General features: G+C 40.6%; 20 protein-coding genes. 17 read left to right on the top strand and 3 right to left on the bottom strand.

Going from position 1 to position 21,427, the window contains the following annotated elements; all coding sequences use genetic code 11:
• Nucleotides 1–23: 23 nt before the first annotated feature.
• Nucleotides 24–1,682, bottom strand: coding sequence for a hypothetical protein (locus tag Q0976_RS09530; protein ID WP_299493333.1), 1,659 nt, complete (start codon nucleotides 1,680–1,682; stop codon nucleotides 24–26).
• A 431-nt stretch (nucleotides 1,683–2,113) separates the two neighbouring features.
• On the opposite strand from Q0976_RS09530, the gene Q0976_RS09525 reads away from it, so the two are divergent.
• Nucleotides 2,114–4,309, top strand: coding sequence for a multicopper oxidase domain-containing protein (locus Q0976_RS09525; protein WP_299493331.1), 2,196 nt, complete (start codon nucleotides 2,114–2,116; stop codon nucleotides 4,307–4,309).
• A gap of 54 nt (nucleotides 4,310–4,363) precedes the next feature.
• Here Q0976_RS09525 and Q0976_RS09520 read toward each other — a convergent pair whose 3' ends face one another.
• Nucleotides 4,364–4,696 (bottom strand): PAAR-like domain-containing protein, encoded by a 333-nt coding sequence (locus tag Q0976_RS09520; protein WP_299493329.1) that lies wholly within the window; start codon nucleotides 4,694–4,696, stop codon nucleotides 4,364–4,366.
• 285 nt (nucleotides 4,697–4,981) lie between these two features.
• Complete coding sequence (locus Q0976_RS09515; protein ID WP_299493327.1) at nucleotides 4,982–5,434, bottom strand: Lrp/AsnC family transcriptional regulator; 453 nt, start codon at nucleotides 5,432–5,434, stop codon at nucleotides 4,982–4,984.
• A 101-nt stretch (nucleotides 5,435–5,535) separates the two neighbouring features.
• Here Q0976_RS09515 and Q0976_RS09510 point away from each other — a divergent pair, with 101 nt between their 5' ends.
• The 16 genes from Q0976_RS09510 (at nucleotide 5,536) to Q0976_RS09435 (ending at nucleotide 21,425) form a co-directional block, all read left to right on the top strand.
• Nucleotides 5,536–6,129 (top strand): LysE family translocator, encoded by a 594-nt coding sequence (locus Q0976_RS09510; protein ID WP_299493325.1) that lies wholly within the window; start codon nucleotides 5,536–5,538, stop codon nucleotides 6,127–6,129.
• A gap of 93 nt (nucleotides 6,130–6,222) precedes the next feature.
• Complete coding sequence (locus Q0976_RS09505; RefSeq protein ID WP_299493323.1) at nucleotides 6,223–7,866, top strand: AMP-binding protein; 1,644 nt, start codon at nucleotides 6,223–6,225, stop codon at nucleotides 7,864–7,866.
• A 197-nt stretch (nucleotides 7,867–8,063) separates the two neighbouring features.
• Nucleotides 8,064–9,008 (top strand): calcium/sodium antiporter, encoded by a 945-nt coding sequence (locus tag Q0976_RS09500; RefSeq protein WP_299493321.1) that lies wholly within the window; start codon nucleotides 8,064–8,066, stop codon nucleotides 9,006–9,008.
• A gap of 142 nt (nucleotides 9,009–9,150) precedes the next feature.
• Entirely contained in the window at nucleotides 9,151–11,226 is a 2,076-nt protein-coding gene (gene recG / locus Q0976_RS09495) for an ATP-dependent DNA helicase RecG (RefSeq protein ID WP_299493319.1), read from the top strand.
• Between the two features lie 194 nt (nucleotides 11,227–11,420).
• Nucleotides 11,421–12,308, top strand: coding sequence for a DUF3014 domain-containing protein (locus Q0976_RS09490; protein ID WP_299493317.1), 888 nt, complete (start codon nucleotides 11,421–11,423; stop codon nucleotides 12,306–12,308).
• Between the two features lie 189 nt (nucleotides 12,309–12,497).
• The gene (locus tag Q0976_RS09485) at nucleotides 12,498–13,220 is read left to right on the top strand and encodes a beta-ketoacyl synthase chain length factor (RefSeq protein WP_299493315.1); all 723 of its coding nucleotides are present in this window, start codon (nucleotides 12,498–12,500) and stop codon (nucleotides 13,218–13,220) included.
• Nucleotides 13,213–14,037, top strand: coding sequence for a lysophospholipid acyltransferase family protein (locus Q0976_RS09480; protein ID WP_299493313.1), 825 nt, complete (start codon nucleotides 13,213–13,215; stop codon nucleotides 14,035–14,037). The genes Q0976_RS09485 and Q0976_RS09480 overlap by 8 nt, the downstream gene beginning before the upstream one ends.
• The gene (locus Q0976_RS09475; protein ID WP_299493311.1) at nucleotides 14,024–14,272 is read left to right on the top strand and encodes a phosphopantetheine-binding protein; all 249 of its coding nucleotides are present in this window, start codon (nucleotides 14,024–14,026) and stop codon (nucleotides 14,270–14,272) included. Before Q0976_RS09480 ends, Q0976_RS09475 begins: the two co-directional genes overlap by 14 nt.
• A gap of 14 nt (nucleotides 14,273–14,286) precedes the next feature.
• Nucleotides 14,287–14,538, top strand: a complete 252-nt coding sequence (locus Q0976_RS09470; RefSeq protein WP_299493309.1) for an acyl carrier protein — start codon at nucleotides 14,287–14,289, stop codon at nucleotides 14,536–14,538.
• Entirely contained in the window at nucleotides 14,535–15,083 is a 549-nt protein-coding gene (locus tag Q0976_RS09465; protein ID WP_299493307.1) for a hypothetical protein, read from the top strand. The genes Q0976_RS09470 and Q0976_RS09465 overlap by 4 nt, the downstream gene beginning before the upstream one ends.
• The gene (locus Q0976_RS09460; protein WP_299493305.1) at nucleotides 15,080–16,444 is read left to right on the top strand and encodes an AMP-binding protein; all 1,365 of its coding nucleotides are present in this window, start codon (nucleotides 15,080–15,082) and stop codon (nucleotides 16,442–16,444) included. Before Q0976_RS09465 ends, Q0976_RS09460 begins: the two co-directional genes overlap by 4 nt.
• Nucleotides 16,437–16,817, top strand: coding sequence for a thioester dehydrase (locus tag Q0976_RS09455; protein WP_299493304.1), 381 nt, complete (start codon nucleotides 16,437–16,439; stop codon nucleotides 16,815–16,817). The genes Q0976_RS09460 and Q0976_RS09455 overlap by 8 nt, the downstream gene beginning before the upstream one ends.
• A gap of 5 nt (nucleotides 16,818–16,822) precedes the next feature.
• Nucleotides 16,823–18,583, top strand: coding sequence for a glycosyltransferase family 2 protein (locus Q0976_RS09450; protein ID WP_299493302.1), 1,761 nt, complete (start codon nucleotides 16,823–16,825; stop codon nucleotides 18,581–18,583).
• On the top strand, nucleotides 18,580–20,154 hold the full coding sequence (locus tag Q0976_RS09445) for an aromatic amino acid ammonia-lyase (protein ID WP_299493300.1): 1,575 nt from the start codon (nucleotides 18,580–18,582) through the stop codon (nucleotides 20,152–20,154). The genes Q0976_RS09450 and Q0976_RS09445 overlap by 4 nt, the downstream gene beginning before the upstream one ends.
• 79 nt (nucleotides 20,155–20,233) lie before the next feature.
• The gene (locus tag Q0976_RS09440; protein ID WP_299493298.1) at nucleotides 20,234–20,653 is read left to right on the top strand and encodes an acyl-CoA thioesterase; all 420 of its coding nucleotides are present in this window, start codon (nucleotides 20,234–20,236) and stop codon (nucleotides 20,651–20,653) included.
• A 76-nt stretch (nucleotides 20,654–20,729) separates the two neighbouring features.
• Complete coding sequence (locus Q0976_RS09435; RefSeq protein WP_299493296.1) at nucleotides 20,730–21,425, top strand: outer membrane lipoprotein carrier protein LolA; 696 nt, start codon at nucleotides 20,730–20,732, stop codon at nucleotides 21,423–21,425.
• The last annotated feature ends 2 nt before the right edge of the window (nucleotides 21,426–21,427 follow it).

Below are 21,427 nucleotides of genomic sequence, written 5' to 3'. Positions count from 1 at the left end.
TTTCTGCCTTAAAATGTTTAATATTAAGACTGACTAGTAAAAAAATTCGATAATGAATTCACAACGGCTCTTAATCGGCTATAGCCAGTATATTGACTATTTTGTGATTTAAAATCTTCCACTTGCTTCTTACCCAACACCATTGATTGCTCATCTTGCGGTATAACATGTGGATGACGCTGCTGAATTTCAAGAAATTCCTGCTCGCCAATGCTATCCTTGGTCACTTTTTGACTTTGCAATGGATTATGGATATGTCTTCGTGTATTGCCCGCTAATGCCCATCGAGTACCTGATTTAACTTCCTGATAAACATCTATCGGCAAACCTTTCTCTCTGTTAATTGCCGCTTGAAGGTAAGTTGCCGCAGTTCGATTACAGTTTGATTCAAATGGGCTATTAGTCGGTAAAGCCGTATAAACCACCATAGTGCGATCTTTTAGTGCTTTTCTCTCAGGCTCCGTTAGCATATGCTTTTCATGAACCAGATCTTTTAGTTCCATTTTCTGGGCATGTTTGGCAATGACATGTTCACCATTATTTCTCTTTAACTGATTAATAACTTGAGCATATTGTTGTTGCTCTTTGGTCATTTTGACACCGCTAGGCTGTTGCTCTAACCCATTAAGCCCCAGTTTCTCATTTAAGTAATCCTGATAAATCCGCTGTTCTCGAGTGATTTCTTGTATTGTCGTCAATTTAACAGGCTGTTGTTTAACTGGGCCTTTTTGCTGCTCAAAGTAACGCATATCCTCATTATGGGTAAAACCTTTACGAGGATCCATATTATAAAATCCCTGTTGCCCATTACATTTTGCCGCAAGATAACCTAATCCAATGCGATGTGACTCTGTCAGTTTCATTTCTGCATCAAATTTATTCAGTTCTCTCTTAATGGCATCCACAAACCCATCAAGAAAAGCATAATTTTCGCCTTTTAATGCAGAAACGGCTTTAAGGATTGGTTCCTCAAAAAACACTTTCATTTTCGTTCCATCGCTGCTTTTCGTCACATATTTTGCTTTTGATAACTCAGTCATAAACGTATCACTCAGCTCAACCTTAGAGCGAGTCATGTCATTTTTTTCACCAAAAAGTTGCGCATGCTTAGAACCCGGCTCTCCCGCCATAATATACGCATGCAAAGGAGGAGATAATTCACTTGAAGCATAACGATGGGCCATATAAACAGGCACAGCCCTAAGAGTAGGTTTGCCTTGGCTTTGTATCTGCACATCAAACGCTTTCACTAACCTGTCTTGTAACCCTTTAGCTTTAGATGCTTGCGCTAATAATTCATTACTATCAAGTTTAGGGCGAGTCCAAGTTTTGAGTACCTGATAATCTTTAACATTACCTTTAAAATACCCTATTTGATATTTCAATTCTCCGTTTGAGCGGTCAATATTAATATAATCATTTGAGGTTAAGTTAGATAGCTTGAAGAAAAGCACTCTTTTTTCACTGCTTGTTTCAGAAGACGGTTTATTTTCAAGTGCATCAAGTTGTCGAATATACTCCTTGGCTTCAGCTCTATGGGTCCCACAAACCGCATCACATAGCCAATCCCAAAGCTTCTCACCAAAGCGAACATTATTCACATGAGCGATTTCTTCTGTGCTAATATAATGTGTATTCCAGCGACTCGTTGCTGAAGCCCCCCCAAGCTGTAAGCCTTCCATTATCCTACCTCGACATTTACTTTGATTTAATCCAATAAGATTAAAATTTTATAAAATGCTCATTTAATTGCTTCCACAATTTAATTCAATTGTCATAAAAATCACTTAGATATTCTAAAGTCGTATACAGGTGTTCTGACTTAAAATAACAAGGAAAACACATTTACTAGGCCTGTTTATCTTTCGTGGTTAAATAACATTCGAAATAAATGTGTTTTTATCACGCTGAGAAGTAGATAAAAAATAGCGCAACGTCAGGAACCCAAGCCGACGACACCAGGGAAGGTAAAGGTAGAGCGACGTCAGGAACCCAAGCCGACGACGCCAAAGAAGTTCAGGTTATTTAATCGTGAATATTCGCAAAAAGCATTTTCTATTCTTATGCTTAAAAGGCTTGCACGCCCTCATATACATGTCTCAAGGAATGAACAATGACACCAAAATTAAGGAACAGTCTCAATCGCTTCTTTATTTTATCTTCACTTGTTTTATTGTTTTCTATTTTTTTTGCTCAAGCAAAAGAAGTACGCTACCAATTAAATATCGCCAAAGGTCCAGTCAATGTCACCGGACAAGAAATTCAAGCGATTACCATCAATGGCCAAATGCCCGGTCCAACCTTAGAATTCACAGAAGGTGATATTGCAGTAATGGAAGTCACCAACACATTATCTGTCCCCGCCACCGTTCACTGGCATGGTTTACTTGTACCCAATGCAGTTGATGGAGTGCCCTATGTCACCACTTTACCTGTACTACCAGGAAAAACAGAAGTTTACCGTTTCCCCCTTATTCAAACAGGCACTTACTGGTATCACTCACATTTCAAATTACAAGAACAATATGGCCTTAAAGGCACTATTGTTATCCATCCAAAAACCGTAACAGAAGATGCTCCTAGAGATGTCGTACTTAGTATTGGTGACTGGAATGATGAAATACCGAGCCATAACTTACGCAGTCTAAAACGTAATAGTCCTTATTTTACATTGAAAAAAAATCAAGTACAGACAATCACTGGAGCCATAAAAAGCAATAGTTTTGGCAACTTAATTAAAAGAAACTTTTATAATGTACTCGATGCAGACTTGTCCGATGTAGGCTACGATGCATTTATCACCAATGGACAACCCCATTGGCAAGTTAAAGGTAAACCGGGAGAATTATTACGTTTAAGAGTCACCAATACCAGTACCTCTTCCTATTTTTACCTCAATTATGCTGGTGGGCCCCTTAAGGTTATTGCAGCAGATGGACTTGACATCACACCAACGAATCTTGAACGATTATTGATAGCAACAGCTGAAAGCTATGACTTCCTCGTTAAAATCCCACAAAATGGACAGTATGAATTTCGTGCCACCTCTTTTGACGGCACTGGCTATACTTCCACTTGGATAGGCGATCTTAATAGTCAACAATATCCAGCGACAGATATCCCTCAGCCCGATATTTACCAGCTCAGTGTTGATATGACTAATGCTATGATTGCCATGAAAAGTATGCCCCAAAAAAGCCCTACTACAACAATAAAGACCCCTTCAAACATCAATAATACCGAAATGGGTGCCAATAGCATGGCAAACATGAAAACAAACATGCCCAACACAAAAATGAAAGGCATGGCAGACAAAAGCGACATAATGAAAAATCAATTTACGGGCGGCACACTCGATAAGCGACCTGCTGCTCCTTACAGCAAATTAAGAGCGATAGATAAAACAAAATTACCAAAAAATCGCCCTTGGCGAGAAATAAAGCTTGATTTAACGGGAGATATGGATCGCTACCTTTGGACGTTCAATAATAAAACCTTGGCTGAAGACGCCATCATTGCCATCAAAAAAGGCGAAAATGTTCGCTTCATCATGACTAACAAAACCATGATGCGCCATCCTTTACATCTCCACGGACACTTCTTTCGAGTTGTCACAGAACAAGGAGACTACTCTACCCTCAAACATACAGTTGATGTCGCCCCTATGCATACCACTATCATAGAATTTGCCGCCAATGAAGAAAAAGACTGGTTTTTTCATTGTCACAACCTCTATCACATGGTGTCAGGCATGGAACGTATCGTCCATTATGAAGGCACTGAAGTCGCTCCAGATGTCATGGCACAACGTGATAAAGCTTATGAAGATCCTTGGTATACATGGTCAGATGCAGGCTTTTTTAGTCAAATGACCGAAGGAGTATTAATGACAACCAATTCTCGCAATAATGTCGCATTAAACTGGCAATACAACTGGGATGATGAATACGATTTTAGCGTCGGTTACTACCGCTACTTTAACCGTTTCTTTTCTTTATATGCTGGATTTGACGCAGATACTGACATGGATCCCCATAGAAATAGAGGCGTACTGGGTTTCTATTATTTACTGCCTTTCGATATTGATAGCTTAAACTGGGTTGATCATCGTGGCAATCTTCGCACTCAACTCAGTAAGCCCTTTCAAATTACTGATAGGTTAAGTTTAACCACTGAATTTGAGTATGACTCCTATGCCTATACTAGCTGGGGAGTGGGGTTAAATTATTGGCTGACACGCCGCATTAGTTTTACCGTTAATTATGACTCAGATTATTATGGTGGAGCAGGTATTTCTGTCCGATTTTAAACATATCTCTTGTTCGATGTCACAAGCATTATGTGATATCGAACGAGAGACTATTCACTTTAATACCCTCACTTTATATTGTGAAGATACCAATGTCACCCCCACACACTTAGGTGATGTGCCATTTGGTGCCGTCGTGCTCGTAAGCCTTTGCACTGGCATCCCTCCCACCATGACAGCAGTACAGCCCAAAGTGAAACTGGTAGACCCCATCATTTGACCCGAAGCAACGCCACCCAATACTCCACTACTGTCTCCTGTACTTAAGGTAATACTGGATATTTGAGTAACCGAAAGGCCACCATCAATTAACACTGTAGTCGTTGATGTTGAAGCATCGCACATTGTGCCTTCAGATATATTAGGATACAGAACAGCAGCAGTCACCGTTCCCCTAAAGTGTAGCAAGTATCTGGATAAGCATAGTTTCTTCCACCTAATGTCGTATTCGCGTACATATAGCTAAATCAATATGACCATCTCACAGCTTCGTATAATAAAAGTCGATGTGGTACACGCTTCACATTTAACGAAAACATTCCCGTATATTAAGATATTTAAAGCATGAAACGACAAGATACAGACCACGAATGAACCTTATCACTAGTGAACTCATCAGGATTTCAAGAAATGAAAAGAAGCGAAAATATAAAAGATGAAGTGTCTCTCATCTCAAGCCCGTTCATCCTTAGGAGAGTCCATAACGACATAGGTTGTAATTTCATTAACTTGAGGTAATGTGCCTAAGGTTTCGGTATGAAATATCTTATAGGTCGCTAAATCTTTCGTCTCGACCCGCAATAAGTATTCATAAGATCCTGTGATATTATGACACTCTATAACCTCACTCGATCGTGTAATGGCCACTTCAAAAGCTTGCTGCGCCGCTTTACTATGATCGCTTAGACCAACAGCAATATATGCAATACACCCCACCCCCAAAGCAGATTGATCCAAAACGGCTTTATACCCCGTGATCACACCCAAGCGCTCCAATTCCTGTACTCGCCTTAAACATGCCGATGGAGAAAGCCCGACTCGAACAGCAAGCTCTGCATTGCTCACTCTTCCATCCAACTTCAACTCTTGCAATATTCTTGCGTTTATTTTGTCTAATTTCATCATATATTGTTCATATAGTCATTATTAGGATTATAAAACAAGATAACACCTCCAATTAAGAATTATAATTGCAATATTATAAAACACATAAAAAGAGATCACATATGGATTACCACCTTATCGGCGCACTCATTACTTTTGCCTTCGTTTCTACCATTACGCCAGGGCCTAATAACATCATGCTGGCATCTTCGGGCGCTAATTTTGGTTTTTCTAGAACCATTCCTCATATGCTAGGTATTGGGCTAGGTTTTAGCTTTATGGTCTTTTTAGTGGGCGTGGGACTCATACAGATTTTCGATCTTTATCCTATGAGTTATTCAATATTAAAAACGGTGAGCATTACATACTTAGTGTATTTAGCCTATAAAATTGCAACCACATCGGTAGACAAAGACAATCAGCAGCAAACTCAACCGCTTTCCTTTCTACAAGCAGCTAGCTTTCAATGGGTTAACCCTAAAGCATGGACCATGGCACTCACGGCCATGAGCGCCTATACCCCTTCTCACAGTGTTCAATCGATTTTACTTTGTGCGGTCATTTTTGCCCTCGTTAACTTACCTTCCGTGAGCTTTTGGACCTTAGTCGGTCGGCAATCTCGTCAGGTATTGTCTAACCCAGCTCGGCTACGCCTGTTCAATATCATCATGGCAGGGTTACTGATCGCTTCGATTTATCCACTGTTATTTGATTAAAAAGTCATTAACAAAACTATTTGTCTTCAATAACAAAAGTGTCCATACTGGATTAAAGACTAAGGATAATATAGCAAACGGAGTTGGGCACTAATGAAAAGTCCTATTGAAATGCTCGAGCACTGGGTCGCCACTCAAGGAGACCAAGTCTACTTAAAACAACCTATAAATGGCCAATACAAAGAATTTACTTGGAAAGAGGTTTATGACCAAGTACAGCAACTGGCAGGGGGATTACGTCATCTTGGCCTAGTCCCTGGGGATAAAGTCGCCATTTTGTCAAAAAACTGTGCAGAATGGTTTATCACTGATTTGACACTCATGTATGCAGGTTATGTGAGTGTCCCTATTTATCCAACCGCCAACGCTGATACCATTCGATATACACTAGAGCACAGCGACGCTAAAGCTATTATGATTGGGAAACTCGATAATTGGCCAGAGCAAGAAGTTGGGGTTAGTGGTGATATACTCCGGCTAGCAATGCCTTATGAAACAATGCCAGCCCAATATCAATGGCCACAATTATTAACTTTAGGGCAACCCCTAAAAGATATCCCACTGCCAGCCAGTGATACGATTATGAGTATTGTTTATACTTCTGGTTCCACAGGAAAAGCAAAAGGAGTGATCCATCCTTTCTCTAGCTATTCTTGGACGGCAGAAGCGGCAGTGAAGAAAGTGACTCTCGATAAAAGTGATAGGCTGATTTCTTATCTTCCTCTAGCTCACATCACCGAGCGCGTCATTATTGAGGGTGCTTCTTTTTACTCCGGCGCCAGTGTCGCCTTTGTTGAAAACTTAGACACCTTTGTTGATGATGTTAAACGCGCCTCTCCTACCTTGTTCTTTTCTGTACCTCGATTATGGAGCCTATTTCAAAAAAATATTATTGACAAAATTGGGGCAAGTAAACTCAATCTTTTATTGAAAATCCCCATTGTTAGCACATTAATAAAAAATAAAATAAAAAAAGGCTTAGGGCTAAATAATGCAAAAGTGTTTGGCTCTGGATCGGCTCCTATCCCTCCATCACTCATCACTTGGTATCATAATATCGATATCAATATCAGTGAAGGCTGGGGAATGACAGAAAATAGCGTATTGTCTTTACTGCATTTACCTTTCAATCCGAATAAAATTGGTACCATTGGCCGTCCCGTTGAGGGCTGCGATATTAAGCAAGGTGATGACGGTGAATTACTAGTAAAAAGCAAAGGCTTAATGAAAGGATACTATAAAAATGACGCGTTATCGCAAAGTTGTTTTGATAGCGATGGCTATTTTCATACAGGCGATCTTTGTACAATAGATGATGAGGGTTATGTCTCAATCTCTGGCAGAGTAAAAGATAATTTCAAAACCTCAAAAGGTAAGTATGTCGTTCCTGTTCCCATCGAAACCAAACTCGCCAAAAATCTCCACATTGAACAAATCTGTGTCATAGGATCAGGGTTACCCCAACCCATGGCCTTGGTGCAATTGTCTGAAGGCGCCAATTTACAGCATAGAGAAGAAGTTCGAACGTCTCTAAAAGAGACATTAGATAGCGTTAATACCCATTTAGAGTCCCATGAAAAAGTCGATGCTATCATTATCACAGATGAAATCTGGAGCGTGGAAAATGATATATTAACACCCACACTCAAAATTAAGCGCCATGTATTAGAAGCCAGCTATATTGATCGACTCGACGATTTACGTGGCGGGCAAATACGTTGGGAAAATGAGATTTAGCGTTACATATAAACACATACCAACAACAAAATAAAACACGCCCCTTGGCGTGTTTTTTTATATATAAAAATCAGTTGATTAAACTTGTTTTATGGGAATATTTAAATATCATTAATATAATATGCCATTAAATCCATTGCTATGAATTTTTAAGCCTTTATTCTTGCAAGTTATTATCACCTAACGATACGATGACCATGCTGATTACTCTTTCTCTTCTCGGTGGCTTTCTGATTTTAACTCTTGGTGCTGAAGCGCTCGTTCGAGGGGCCAGTGCTATCGCATTACGATTAGGGGTCGCACCGTTAATCATAGGCTTAACCATCGTCGCTTTTGGCACCAGTGCACCTGAATTAGCTGTGAGCTTAAAAGCCGCCCTTGCAGGCAATAGTGGTTTGGCACTTGGCAATGTTATTGGTTCTAATATTGCCAATATTGGCCTTATTTTAGCCATTACTGCACTCATTAAACCCATCAAAGTTCAATCGCAAATGGTCAAGCGTGATATTCCACTGATGATCATGGCTTCAATGTTATTTTGGTGGTTATTGCATGACGGCGAACTCAGCCTTGGAGACGGCGCTTTACTCGCTTCATTATTAAGTATTTATCTTGGTTATAGTTATATTAGCTCTCGCAAAGAAAATGATGAATGTCAGACAAGTGAACTTATCGATCAACGCCCACAACATGTTTTATTGTCGCTTTTTTTCGTCCTTATTGGCATCAGTATGTTAGTCGGTGGCGGTATTTTATTTGTCGATGGGGCCATCTCATTAGCCAAGCAATTCGGGATCAGTGAAATCGTCATTGGCCTCACCATTGTCGCCATAGGGACAAGCATGCCAGAGTTAGTCACCTCAGTGGTTGCCGCAAGAAAAGGACACAGTGATATCGCCATCGGTAATGTTGTTGGCTCCAATATTTTTAATATTTTAGGGATCTTAGGTGTCACAGCCATCATTCATCCTATCAGTGCTGAAGGCATGAAAACCATTGATTTTAGTGTCATGTTAATGTTGGCGGTTATTACTTTACCCTTTGCTTGGACTGGTTATCGAATTGGCCGTCGAGAAGGTATTTTATTATTAGTCGGTTACCTGTGTTATGTCAGTTATTTAGTCAGTAATGCCTCTGTCTAGAAACCGTTAGCTTTCATGATAAAATAATCATCAACATAAAACTTAAGCCTATATTTTATAAGCTTAAGTTTATCTAAGATTGCCAACGACAATTTATCTGATAGTATATGTATAAATTTACAGTGGTTGGAAAGCGGAAAATTTGCAAAAATTAGATCTTACTCCTATTACAGATCTGAAGGGCGTTGCCACAAAAGTGGCTGAACGTTTAGGCAAACTCAACATTAAAACCATACAGGATTTGTTATTTCACCTTCCGCTACGCTATGAAGATCGCACCCAAATTTATCCTATAGGCGCTTTATACCCCGGTCATTACGGTACTATTGAAGCGACGATTATATCGAGTCAGGTGCTTCATGGCCGCAAACGTATGCTAACTTGCCTCGTTCAGGATGAAACAAGCCAATTACTACTGCGCTTTTTTAATTTCTCAGCTAATCAACGCAATAGTTTAGCGCCGGGCATGCTAATAAGGGCCTATGGTGAAATTCGTCGTGGAAAACATCAAGTAGAGATGGTACATCCTGAATACAAGGTGCTGCAAGAGACGCAATCACTCCCACAAAGCAATATATTAACACCGATATATCCTACCACTGAGGGACTAAAACAAAATAGCTTACTGAAACTCACCGAGCAAGCCCTAGCCATGCTCAGTAAAGGGGGACTCAGTGAATTGCTTCCAGCTCATCTAAGACCTAATAGCCTGAGTTTGGAACAAGCATTGCACATTTTACACAGACCCAGTAATGATGTATCAATCGATGCGTTAGAACAAGGCATGCACCCTGCCCAACAAAGACTGATCCAAGAGGAACTATTAGCTCATAATCTGAGCATGCTGCGTTTAAGACAAAGAGCAAACAAAGATAATGCCGTTACCATGCAACCGACACAGCAATTAACTACACCTTTTTTAACTTCTTTACCTTTTAGCCCTACAGGAGCTCAACAAAGAGTCGTCGATGACATAGCCCAAGATCTTACTCAAGCTCAACCTATGATGCGTTTAGTTCAAGGAGATGTGGGCTCAGGAAAAACCTTAGTCGCTGCACTGGCAGCACTGCAGGCTATTGAGAGTGGCTACCAAGTTGCAATGATGGCACCAACAGAATTACTGGCCGAACAGCATGCAGCTAATTTTAATGCTTGGTTTTCACCACTTGGCTTAACTATCGGCTGGTTAGCGGGCAAATTAAAAGGCAAAGCCAGAACCCAATCTTTAACCGATATCGCCTCAGGTAAAGCCAATATGGTCATAGGTACCCATGCCATTTTTCAAGACCAAGTTATCTTTAACAAACTGGCTCTTATCATCATTGATGAGCAACACAGATTTGGTGTACATCAGAGGTTAGGCTTAAGAGAAAAAGGGATCAGTCAAGGCTTTCATCCTCATCAATTAATTATGACAGCCACCCCCATCCCTCGAACATTAGCCATGACAGCCTATGCTGATTTAGATACGTCCATTATTGATGAATTACCACCCGGTCGAACTCCGGTAACAACAGTTGCGATTTCAGATCAACGTCGAACGGAAGTCATTGAACGGGTAAAACAGGCAGCATTGAGTGATAAACGACAAGCTTATTGGGTCTGCACACTCATTGAAGAATCAGAAGTACTAGAATGTCAGGCCGCTGAAGATACGGCTGAAGAACTTAAGCTTGCCTTACCCGAACTGAATATTGGCCTCGTTCACGGCCGTATGAAATCAGCTGAAAAACAAAAAATCATGAGTGATTTTAAAGAAGGTCACCTCAATTTACTCGTTGCGACCACTGTCATCGAAGTCGGGGTCGATGTGCCTAATGCAAGCTTAATGATCATTGAAAATCCTGAGCGATTAGGCCTTGCTCAACTACACCAATTACGTGGTCGTGTGGGGCGAGGCGCTGTCGCCAGCCACTGTGTTTTATTATATAAACCTCCCTTGTCACACACAGCAACCAAACGATTAGGCGTATTAAGGCACAGTAATGACGGTTTTGTTATCGCCCAACAAGATTTAGAAATTAGAGGCCCAGGTGAAGTATTAGGAACAAAACAGACCGGGATTGCTGACATGAAAATCGCTGATTTATTGAGAGATCAATCATTAATTCCACATATTCAAAAATTAGCCCAACATGTAATGGATCAATCGCCCGATAATGTTGATAATATTATTACCAGATGGCTTGGCGAAAGAGAACAATTTGTACAAGCCTGATTAAGGTTTGCATCATTAAGATTCAATATCGGCTGTAGAGTAATTGAACAATACTGATTTGATGAGTTTATCCTTATCAATAAAAGTTCAACAATTAAACATCTTTAATTAAGATGACTTCGACAGGTAATGCCTGTTAATTTGACAATGAACGTATCGGCACACAGATTCGCCCGAGTAGCAGAGGAATGTAAATGAAAGCCAACCAAGAAGACAGGGCCACTCAAAAGAGAAAAACCTCTGGCTCTAATCCATTAATTATATTTATTATTATTGTTATCTTAATCGCTGGCGGAGCCTATTACTATTTCAATCAGCAAGAAGATAATCTTGAAAAAATGCCTGATGAAAGTATCAGCCAGCCAGTTTCGACGCCGGATGAGCCTTTAGATACCGTTGCTAAAGTCCCGGAAACCACTACGACTATCATCGACAATGAGGATGTGCCAGCAGAAGTCGCTCCACAAGCACCTGCAGAACCTGAAGTGCTTCCGGCATTAAACAATAGCGACCAATTTGCCTATCAAAAAGCGATTGAAATTGCTGATGGCATGACAATTCAACCTATATTGAATGACAAAAATTTGGTTCGTCAATTTGTTGTTTTTGTTGACAACCTGTCAGAAGGAGAGCTTGCTCGAAACGCCAGCCCAATAAAAGGGCCCACTGAAAAATTCACTGTATCCGATGTGAGCAACAAAACGTATATCGATCCAGATAGCTATCATCGTTATGATATCTATGCTGACTTCCTAAGTGGCCTCAATGACCAACAACTTATTGTTACCTATAAACAAATGAGTCCACTGTTTAGCGAAGCCTTAGCTGAACTTGGTTATAATGACACTCAATTTGATGACCGTATGTTAAAAGCCATCGATCTCTTGTTAGCAACACCCATTATTAATGCCCCTATTGAAGTGAATGGTGTGAGTGTCAATTATAAATTTGTTGATCCTAAACTTGAAGCATTAGCGGGTCCCCAAAAATTACTTATTCGTATGGGCCCTGATAACGCGAGAAAAGTCAAAGCCGCTTTACGTCGTCTTAAAACCCAGTTAAAGCAACAAATAAACAACTAAAATGAGATAGCAAGACTTTCAAGCAATAGCATTATCCCCTTAACGGGGATCTATGCTATTATGCGAGCCGAAAATAATAATAATAAATACCAAACATAGACTTGCATCCATTCGAATTTTCTTATCTTCGACAATATTTAGCAGTATAAGTTGGTGTAGAAAATTGAGTAAAACAGGTACTAAGAACCGATGCGGTTAACATTTGACATTATTTCTTGGGGAGCATGGTCTCCCTTATATCAAGAAGCCTTGGATTGGCAACATTGGCAAGCACCACTCACTGCTGTGCCCTCCTCTACTCGACCGCCAGATCTTCAACAAATACCTGCGAATCAACGTAGACGCCTGAGCCCACTGACCAAAATAATATTAGCGGCAACCTTTCAGGCCAATCCACCCGCACAATGTCGTAGCATCTTCGCTTCTCAACATGGTGAAATTAATCGTACCATGTCACTGCTAAGTGATATCACAAACGCACAGTCACTGTCTCCAACAAGCTTTAGTCAGTCAGTTCATAACACAGCCAGTGGTATGTTCAGTATATTGACAAAAAATAAAGCGGCATCGACAGCCATTGCCGCTGGTACTGAGTCCTTATCGCAAGCTGTAATAGAATCCTATGTTCAATTACATGAAAACCCAGAACCAATATTACTTGTCTATGGTGATGAGCCCGTACCCTCGATTTTTCAGCGATTCAATACCCAACCTGAATGGCCAATTGCCATGGCATTTGTGCTGTCGCAACAGTCTACAAACACACATCTAGCCAAACTGACTATTGATACAAATTACCAAACTAAAACAGAGAAGCATTTAAAGTTTGGCGAAATTTTACACGCTTTGGCCTGCCAATCTTCGCTTTCAGGTATAATGAATAATCAACTTTGGACCCTCCATTATGACTGACTTTACTCCTGCCCCTAAGCTAACTGGGCTGGCCTATGTTCCAAGATGGGTTGGCGGAGTGATTTGCTATATTATATTTGGCCTTGGAGGATTACTGAGTTCCTTAACTTTGCTGCCTTTACTTAAATTTTGGCCAGGTTCCCATACTCAAAAAATTAAGCGCGTAAGAAAAGCCGTCCATATCATGTTCAAAGGCATGGTTGCCATGCTTACCGCTGCAGGCGTCATCAAAGTCGATACTGATAATGCCGCCTTTTTACAAAATATGACGGGAAAGATAGTCATAGCGAATCACCCAACCCTAGTTGATGTTGTCGTCATGATAAGCTTAATTCCCAACGCCGGGTGTATTGTAAAACAAGCTTTATGGCGAAACTTCTTCCTAAGAGGCGTCGTCTCAAGTGCGGGCTACATTCCTAATAGAGGGGCAGACTTACTCCTTAAAGATTGTAAATCTGAACTGGAAAAAGGCACTAACCTCATTATTTTCCCTGAAGGTACTCGTACCCAAATAGGTGAAACCATTAATCAATTTGCCAGAGGCGCAGCGAATATCACTTTACGCAGTCAAACTGAACTGATCCCCGTGGTATTGCGCACCAATGCAATTGGTCTCAGCAAACAACAACCGTGGTATCATATCCCTCCGCGCACTATTGGCATGAGAGTCGAGATTGGCGATCCTCGCTCTTATAATGAATATATCTCACCATTCAGTGTGGATTGCAGTTTAAATGCAAAAAAAGCACGCCAAATGACTAGGGATTTAGAGAATTATTATAAACAACAATTAGATATGACACATGAAATTACATAACGAAATAAAAAAATTAATTATTGAATGTCTCGATTTAGAAGACGTAAGCATCGAAGATATTGACTCTGATGCACCATTATTTGGTGACGGATTAGGATTAGATTCCATCGACGCATTAGAACTCGGATTAGCCATAAAAAAACAATTTAATATTAAAATCGATGCTAATTCAGAAGAAACCAAACAGCACTTTTATAGTGTAAATAACCTTGCCGCCTTCATTGAAGCGCAATAAGCAGTGGAAGTAACATGAAAAACCGTGAGCAAATACTTGAAACTTTGACTAAGATTTTAGTAGAAGAGTTTGAAATTGATGAAGGTGATATATCATTAAACGCATCGCTTTATGATGAGTTAGATTTAGACAGTATTGATGCTGTTGATTTGGTCATCAAATTACAACAGATCACAGGCAAAAAGATCCACCCTGAGACATTTAAAGCAGTGCGTACCGTTGATGACGTTGTCTCCGCGATTGAAGCGCTTGTTACAGCTGAATGACACTGTTTTTGCAAATAGCCACCACAATTGTGGTGCTATGTTATCCAATCGCTGTCTATTTTGGGCTTAACTATTTACCCCAAGGCAGCATTGCCTTGCTACTTTGTGGCTTTCTTGTATTACGATTATTGATTAATAAACAAAAACTAAAATCATTAATACTGCCTATCTTGGCAGGTATTGTATTAACAATGAGTAGCTATATCGCAAAAATGAATGACTGGTTGCTGTACTACCCCGTCGTGATCAGTACTTGCATGCTGTTATTGTTTGCTCATTCATTAAAATGGGGGCCAAGCATCATAGAGCGACTAGCAAGATTAAAAGAACCTGACTTACCAGACAGTGCGATACCTTATCTCAATAAAGTCACATTAATCTGGTGCTCTTTTTTCATTGTCAATGGCACAATCGCTTATTATACCGCCCAATTTGCAAGCCTTTCTACTTGGACGCTTTATAACGGTCTTATTTCTTATGTATTAATGGGTATTCTTTTTGCTGGTGAATGGTTATACCGCACATTTTGGTTGAAAAAACGATGATAAATATTCTGACATCTTGGTTAACGTTAGGCCCAATTGAACAACAACTCATAAGTTTTAATCATCATAACATTCTGACGGGAGAATGCTTTAGCCATCAAGTCGCTTACTTTCATCAACAACTTATTGAGAGCCCCCATAAAAAATGGCTTGTTTCTTGTGACAATAGTGAATTATTTGCTATAGGCCTGTGTGCTGCTTTAATTGCAGGAAAAGACATTATTTTGCCTTCAAGTGTACAACCGGCTAACTTGCTAGCATTAAATGACCAATTTGATGCGGTTCTATCAGATAAAGAACTCGTGTCCAATAAACCTTTTATCCCATTAGAAGCACTGGCCGACTTACCCAAATTACCTTGGCCAAAGTCTAACGACTGGGGATGCTTTACCCTTTTTACCTCCGGTAGCAGCGGAGAACCAAAAGCTGTCACAAAAACCCTTGCGCAGCTTGACAGTGAAGTCTCCACACTCGAATCCACTTTTGCTAAACATTTACCACAATGCAGTATTATTTCAACAGTATCTCACCAACATATTTACGGTTTACTGTTCAAAATTCTCTGGCCACTTGCTAGCCGTAGGCCCTTTTTAAGTGAGCTCATTGAATACCCAGAAACACTCAGTTATTACAGTAATTTATTCTCTCAATTATGCTTAATCAGTAGTCCAGCACATTTATCTCGCCTACCAGCCTCCTTAGATTTTCAACCCCAAATGCGGGCACCTAGCTTAGTGTTCAGCTCTGGTGGACCTTTAACTTATGAAGCTGCGCAAGGTATTAAACAATGCTATTCAACCTTACCTATTGAAGTCTTTGGTAGTACTGAAACAGGCGGTATTGCTTATCGTCGCCAATACCAAGAACAGCAAACATGGAAAACCTTTGCACCCATTCAAATTAAGCAAGATGAAAATGACGGCGCATTATGGTTAAAATCTCCCTATATTGAACATGATAGCTGGATGAAATGTAATGATAAAATTCAACTCACCAATGACGATGAATTTATTCTTCAAGAACGACTTGACCGCATTGTCAAAATTGAAGAAAAGCGACTTTCATTAGTTGAAATGGAATCATTGCTTCATACCCACCCCATGGTAGAAGTCGCAAGGTTACTCATTGTAGAACAGCCTAAAATACAATTGGCAGCCGTTATAGAGCTATCCCAGTCAGGTAAAGAATACCTCGACACGAAAGGAAAACTCAGCCTTAATAATATTTTTAAGTCTTACTTATTAACCAAATTTGAACGGGTTATTTTACCTAAGCGTTGGCGTTATCCAAACCAAATGCCCGTTAACAGGCAAGGTAAACTAGTACAATCTCAACTGTTGGCATTATTTACCCATGATTAAATCTCATCTTCCTGACATTATCAGCCGTAGCTTAAATGATACTTCCGCCACATGGCGTCTGCGTATTGATAAAGACTTACCTTATTTTAAAGGCCACTTTAATCGTCAGCCTGTTTTACCTGGTGTCACCCAACTTGACTGGGCCATTCGCTTAGGCTGTGAGCACTTCCAATATCCCGCTTATACAACAAGCTTAGAAGTATTAAAATTTCAACATTTAATATTACCGGATACAGAAATCGACCTTTGCGTGACACTTGATACCAAGAAGCACAAACTCAGCTTTATCTATTGCGATGACAATACACGCTTCTCATCTGGACGCCTTGCTGTGTGCACACAAGATGCCCCTAATCCTGTAAAAATGAGTTAAGATGTATGCAGTTAGCATTTGTTATTCCCAACTATAATCACATTACCGCGATCAGTGAAACTTTAGCCAATCTCGCTATTTTTAAGCGCGATTGCTACTTGGTTGATGATGGAAGCAATGATGAAACACGCTACCGACTCCAACAACTTGCCAAGCAATATGAATGGGTTCATTTGATACACCACCCCTATAACCGAGGAAAAGGTGCGGCAGTCATAACAGGATTAAGAGCAGCCTATCGTGATGGATTTACCCATGCATTACAGATTGATGCCGATGGTCAGCACGATCTAGCGGATATCCCCACTTTTATCGATACAGCTATCAGCGCTCCAGAAGCCGTCATATCGGGTCAACCACAGTATGACGATTCCATTCCAAAAGGTCGTTTATATGGACGCTATCTCACCCACTTTTGGGTTTGGGTAGCCACCTTAAGCCTAGACATTAAAGATGCGATGTGTGGTTTTCGAATTTATCCGTTACACGCAACCGAATCCTTATTTTTAGCGCAATCACTGGGTGAGAGAATGGATTTTGATATTGAAGTATTAGTTAAGCTTCATTGGCAAGGGGTTGAAATAAAGCATATTCCAACACGAGTCATTTACCCTGAAGCCGGTACGAGTCACTTTCAAGCCTTTCGTGATAACCTGCGTATTTCAGCTCTACATACTCGGCTTTTTTTCGGCATGCTAAAACGTCTGCCTGCTCGGTTGCAAAAAACAGCACTGATTACCCCAAACACAACACAAACTCATCCTCCAAAGGCAATGAATAAACATTGGTCTTCTATCGGTGAGCGAGGCAGCTATTGGGGGATTAAATTATTAGCGCTAAGTTACCGTTATGGTGGGCACTGGCTTTGCCGTGCAATTATGTACCCTGTCATTATCTATTTTTTTATCACGGGAAAAGCGGCGAGACAAGCATCAATGGATTTTTTACAGCAAGTCAAATCTGCTGATCCTAACAATAACAAGCTAATCCATCAGCCTCGCTTATTGGATAGCCTTAAACACTTCTTTGCTTTTGGCCATGCAGCCCTCGATCGCATTGACGCTTGGTGCGATCGCATTCCACCAGAAAAAATTGATTTTCCAGAAAGTGATATCCTCGCACAGCATATGTCCAACGGACAAGGCGTTGTCTTACTCGTTTCTCACTTAGGTAACTTGGAGTTATGCCGCGCAATATCAGTGACTCACCGCAATGCCAAAGTTAATGTAATGGTAATGACACAGCATGCCGAAAATTTTAATAATATCCTCAAACAACTGAATCCTAATAGTGCACTCAATCTTATCCAAGTCACCGAACTTGGCCCCAGTACTTCCATATTACTGCAAGAAAAAATTGAAGCTGGGGAGTTAGTTGTGATTGCAGGTGACAGAACGTCATTAGGCAGTGAAGGTCGAGCAATCTCCGCCTCATTCATGAACAAACCCGCTCCCTTTCCTTTAGGGCCTTTTGTATTGGCAGGGCTGCTTGACTGCCCTATCTTCAGTATGTTCTGTTTAAAAGAACAAGGACAATACCGTGTCCATATCACGCCTTTTAACACACCATTAAAAGGACCAAGAAAAGAGCGTGCTGTCAGGTTACAGCAAGCAGTCAATGAATATAGTCAACTTTTAGAAAGCCATGCTAAACGAGAACCACTTCAGTGGTTTAATTTTTATGATTTTTGGCGTAACGATAATAAGACTCAACGTTGCTCACCCAGCGAAAGTCCAGTAAATGAGCATAGGACCAGCAGTAAATGACACAAGCAACCCAAGCTAACAAAACCCAAAGTATTATTCATTTTGGTAACAAAACCCTATCTCTTGAAGATGTTGTCGCCATTGCTAAAGGGGCTAAAGCTGAGCTCAATAGTAGCAATGAATACCAAAAATATATTCAGCAAGGTGCTGACTTTATTGATAACTTACTTAGTGAAGAAGGCGTAATCTATGGTGTAACGACTGGGTATGGCGATTCCTGCACCGTCAAGGTCGGCCTAGACTTAGTTGACGAACTCCCTTTGCATTTAACCCGTTTCCATGGATGTGGATTAGGCAATACACTCAGTGAAATGCAAGCTAGAGCCGTTATGGCTTGCCGCTTGAGCTCACTGGCCTATGGCAAATCTGGAGTCAGTTATGGGTTATTAAAACGCATAGAACTATTACTGAATCTGAATATTATCCCTGTGATCCCAGAAGAAGGCTCTGTGGGTGCCAGTGGTGATTTGACTCCACTGTCTTATTTAGCCGCAGTCTTAGTGGGTGAGCGAGAAGTCATTTACCAAGGTGTCAAACAGTCGACTATTGACGTGTACACCAAACTCGATATCACGCCGTTAACACTTCGACCTAAAGAAGGTTTAGCCCTAATGAATGGCACTGCCGTCATGACTGCACTCGCCTGTTTAGCTTTTGATAGGGCTCAATATATGGCCAAGCTATCCAGTCGTATAACGGCGATGGCCTCTTTGACTCTCAAAGGCAATTCCAATCATTTCGATGATATTTTATTTGCCGCTAAACCTCACCCTGGACAAAATCAAATTGCCACTTGGATCCGTGAAGATCTCAACCATCATGAGCACCCTCGAAATTCCGATCGCTTACAAGACAGGTATTCTATTCGCTGCGCCCCCCATGTGATTGGTGTGCTCCAAGATTCATTGCCTTTCATGCGTCAGTTTATCGAAACTGAACTTAACAGTGCCAATGATAATCCCATTATTGATGCAGAAGGCGAACATGTGCTTCATGGCGGCCATTTTTACGGCGGGCATATTGCTTTTGCCATGGACGCATTAAAAAATGCCGTTGCCAATATTGCCGATCTGATTGATAGGCAAATGGCTTTAGTTATGGACCCAAAATTTAACAATGGGTTACCCGCTAATTTATCAGGTTCAACAGGCCCACGAAGTGTTATCAATCATGGTTTCAAAGCCGTTCAAATTGGCGTATCAGCGTGGACAGCAGAAGCCTTAAAACAAACAATGCCAGCCAGCGTATTTTCTCGCTCAACAGAATGCCACAACCAAGACAAAGTGAGCATGGGCACGATTGCCGCTAGAGATTGCTTACGTGTGCTACAACTTACCGAGCAAGTCGCCGCAGCGGCACTATTAGCCATGTCCCAAGGCATTCGTTTACGCATACAAAACGATGAACTCTGTGCTCAGTCTTTCACACCATCCTTAGCTAAAACCTTAACACAGGTGCAAAATAATTTTAGTTTATTAACCGAGGATCGTCCTTTAGAGCAAACACTTAGACAAACAGTGGACAAAATTCAACGTGGCGAATGGGAAGTCTGCCATTCTTGTGCGCAATAAAACATTATCGTGATTTAGACTCAGTGATTGAGGCTTGACTTTGTGTACCTCAATCACTGCATCAAGGGTAGAAATAACAATGCAAGCCATACTCACAGCAGAAATTGAACAGCTCATTCCTTTTCACGATGTTGATTCCATGGGGATCACTTGGCATGGTAATTATTTACGATATTTTGAAATTGCCCGTTGTGCATTGTTAGAAAAAATTAACTACGGCTACCGTGAAATGCTCAATTCCGGCTATAGCTGGCCCATTGTTGATGCCCAAATAAAATATGTACAATCGAGCACATTTGATCAAAAAGTAAAAGTCATCGCTTCATTAGTTGAATGGGAAAACCGAATCAAAATCAACTATAAAGTTATTGATTCTGAAACGGGAAAACGGATCACAAAAGGGCATACCATTCAAGCAGCAGTCGATATGAGCACTCAAGAGCTCTGCTTTGTTACCCCAAAGGTTTTCCAAGATAAAATAAAACCCTTACTCGCCTAATGTCGCGATGTCATAAGCAATGTTCATGGATAATTCTCTTGCCTCATTTTGAGGCTAATGTTGAGTGGTAATCATAATGAAAAACAATACATTTAGTCGAATATGTTATTTTTTTATACTCAGTTTCTTGCCTTCATTCTTATTCGCCAATCCCTCTGACGCGTCTTTGTTTACTCATACCGCCACCCAAGCTCAATTACAAACATTAAGCACGCAACTTCATTTCGGTACCTCAGCCAGTGGCCACTTTACCCAATACCGCCAACTTAAAGTGCTGAAGAAACCATTGGTAAGCCAAGGACGTTTTCTATTCGATAAAGATAAAGGCTTAATTTGGCAACAATTACGTCCATTTAAATCCAGCCTTATTTTAAAAGATAAACAGCTCATTCAGGTTAATAGCCAAGGTCAAATTCAAGTACAAGAAGCTGGGAATACTCCTGCAGCTTCTGCACTAGAAAATATCATGCCAAGCCTATTAAACGCTTTGCTAACGGGGGATATTAAGCAGTTAAAGCAAGACTTCGCCATTTCGTTTTTACAACAGCAGCAACAATGGCAGCTGGGCCTTATTCCTAACGATCCCCTTGTTGCTAACGTCCTGCCAAAAATGATCATTAAAGGGCAAAACCAGATCTCTCAGTTATTGTTATTGAGTCCCAATGGCGATACCAGCAAAATCATATTCAATGATATTGAAAATCGAGCGCTGACGACAGCTGAGTTGAACGCTTTTAATCCAACGGCTGCCGACAATTCACAAGCTAAATAAAC

This window comes from uncultured Shewanella sp., from assembly GCF_947501665.1.
Taxonomy (GTDB): domain Bacteria; phylum Pseudomonadota; class Gammaproteobacteria; order Enterobacterales; family Shewanellaceae; genus Shewanella.
This window is presented reverse-complemented; position numbering and strand designations above follow the sequence as displayed.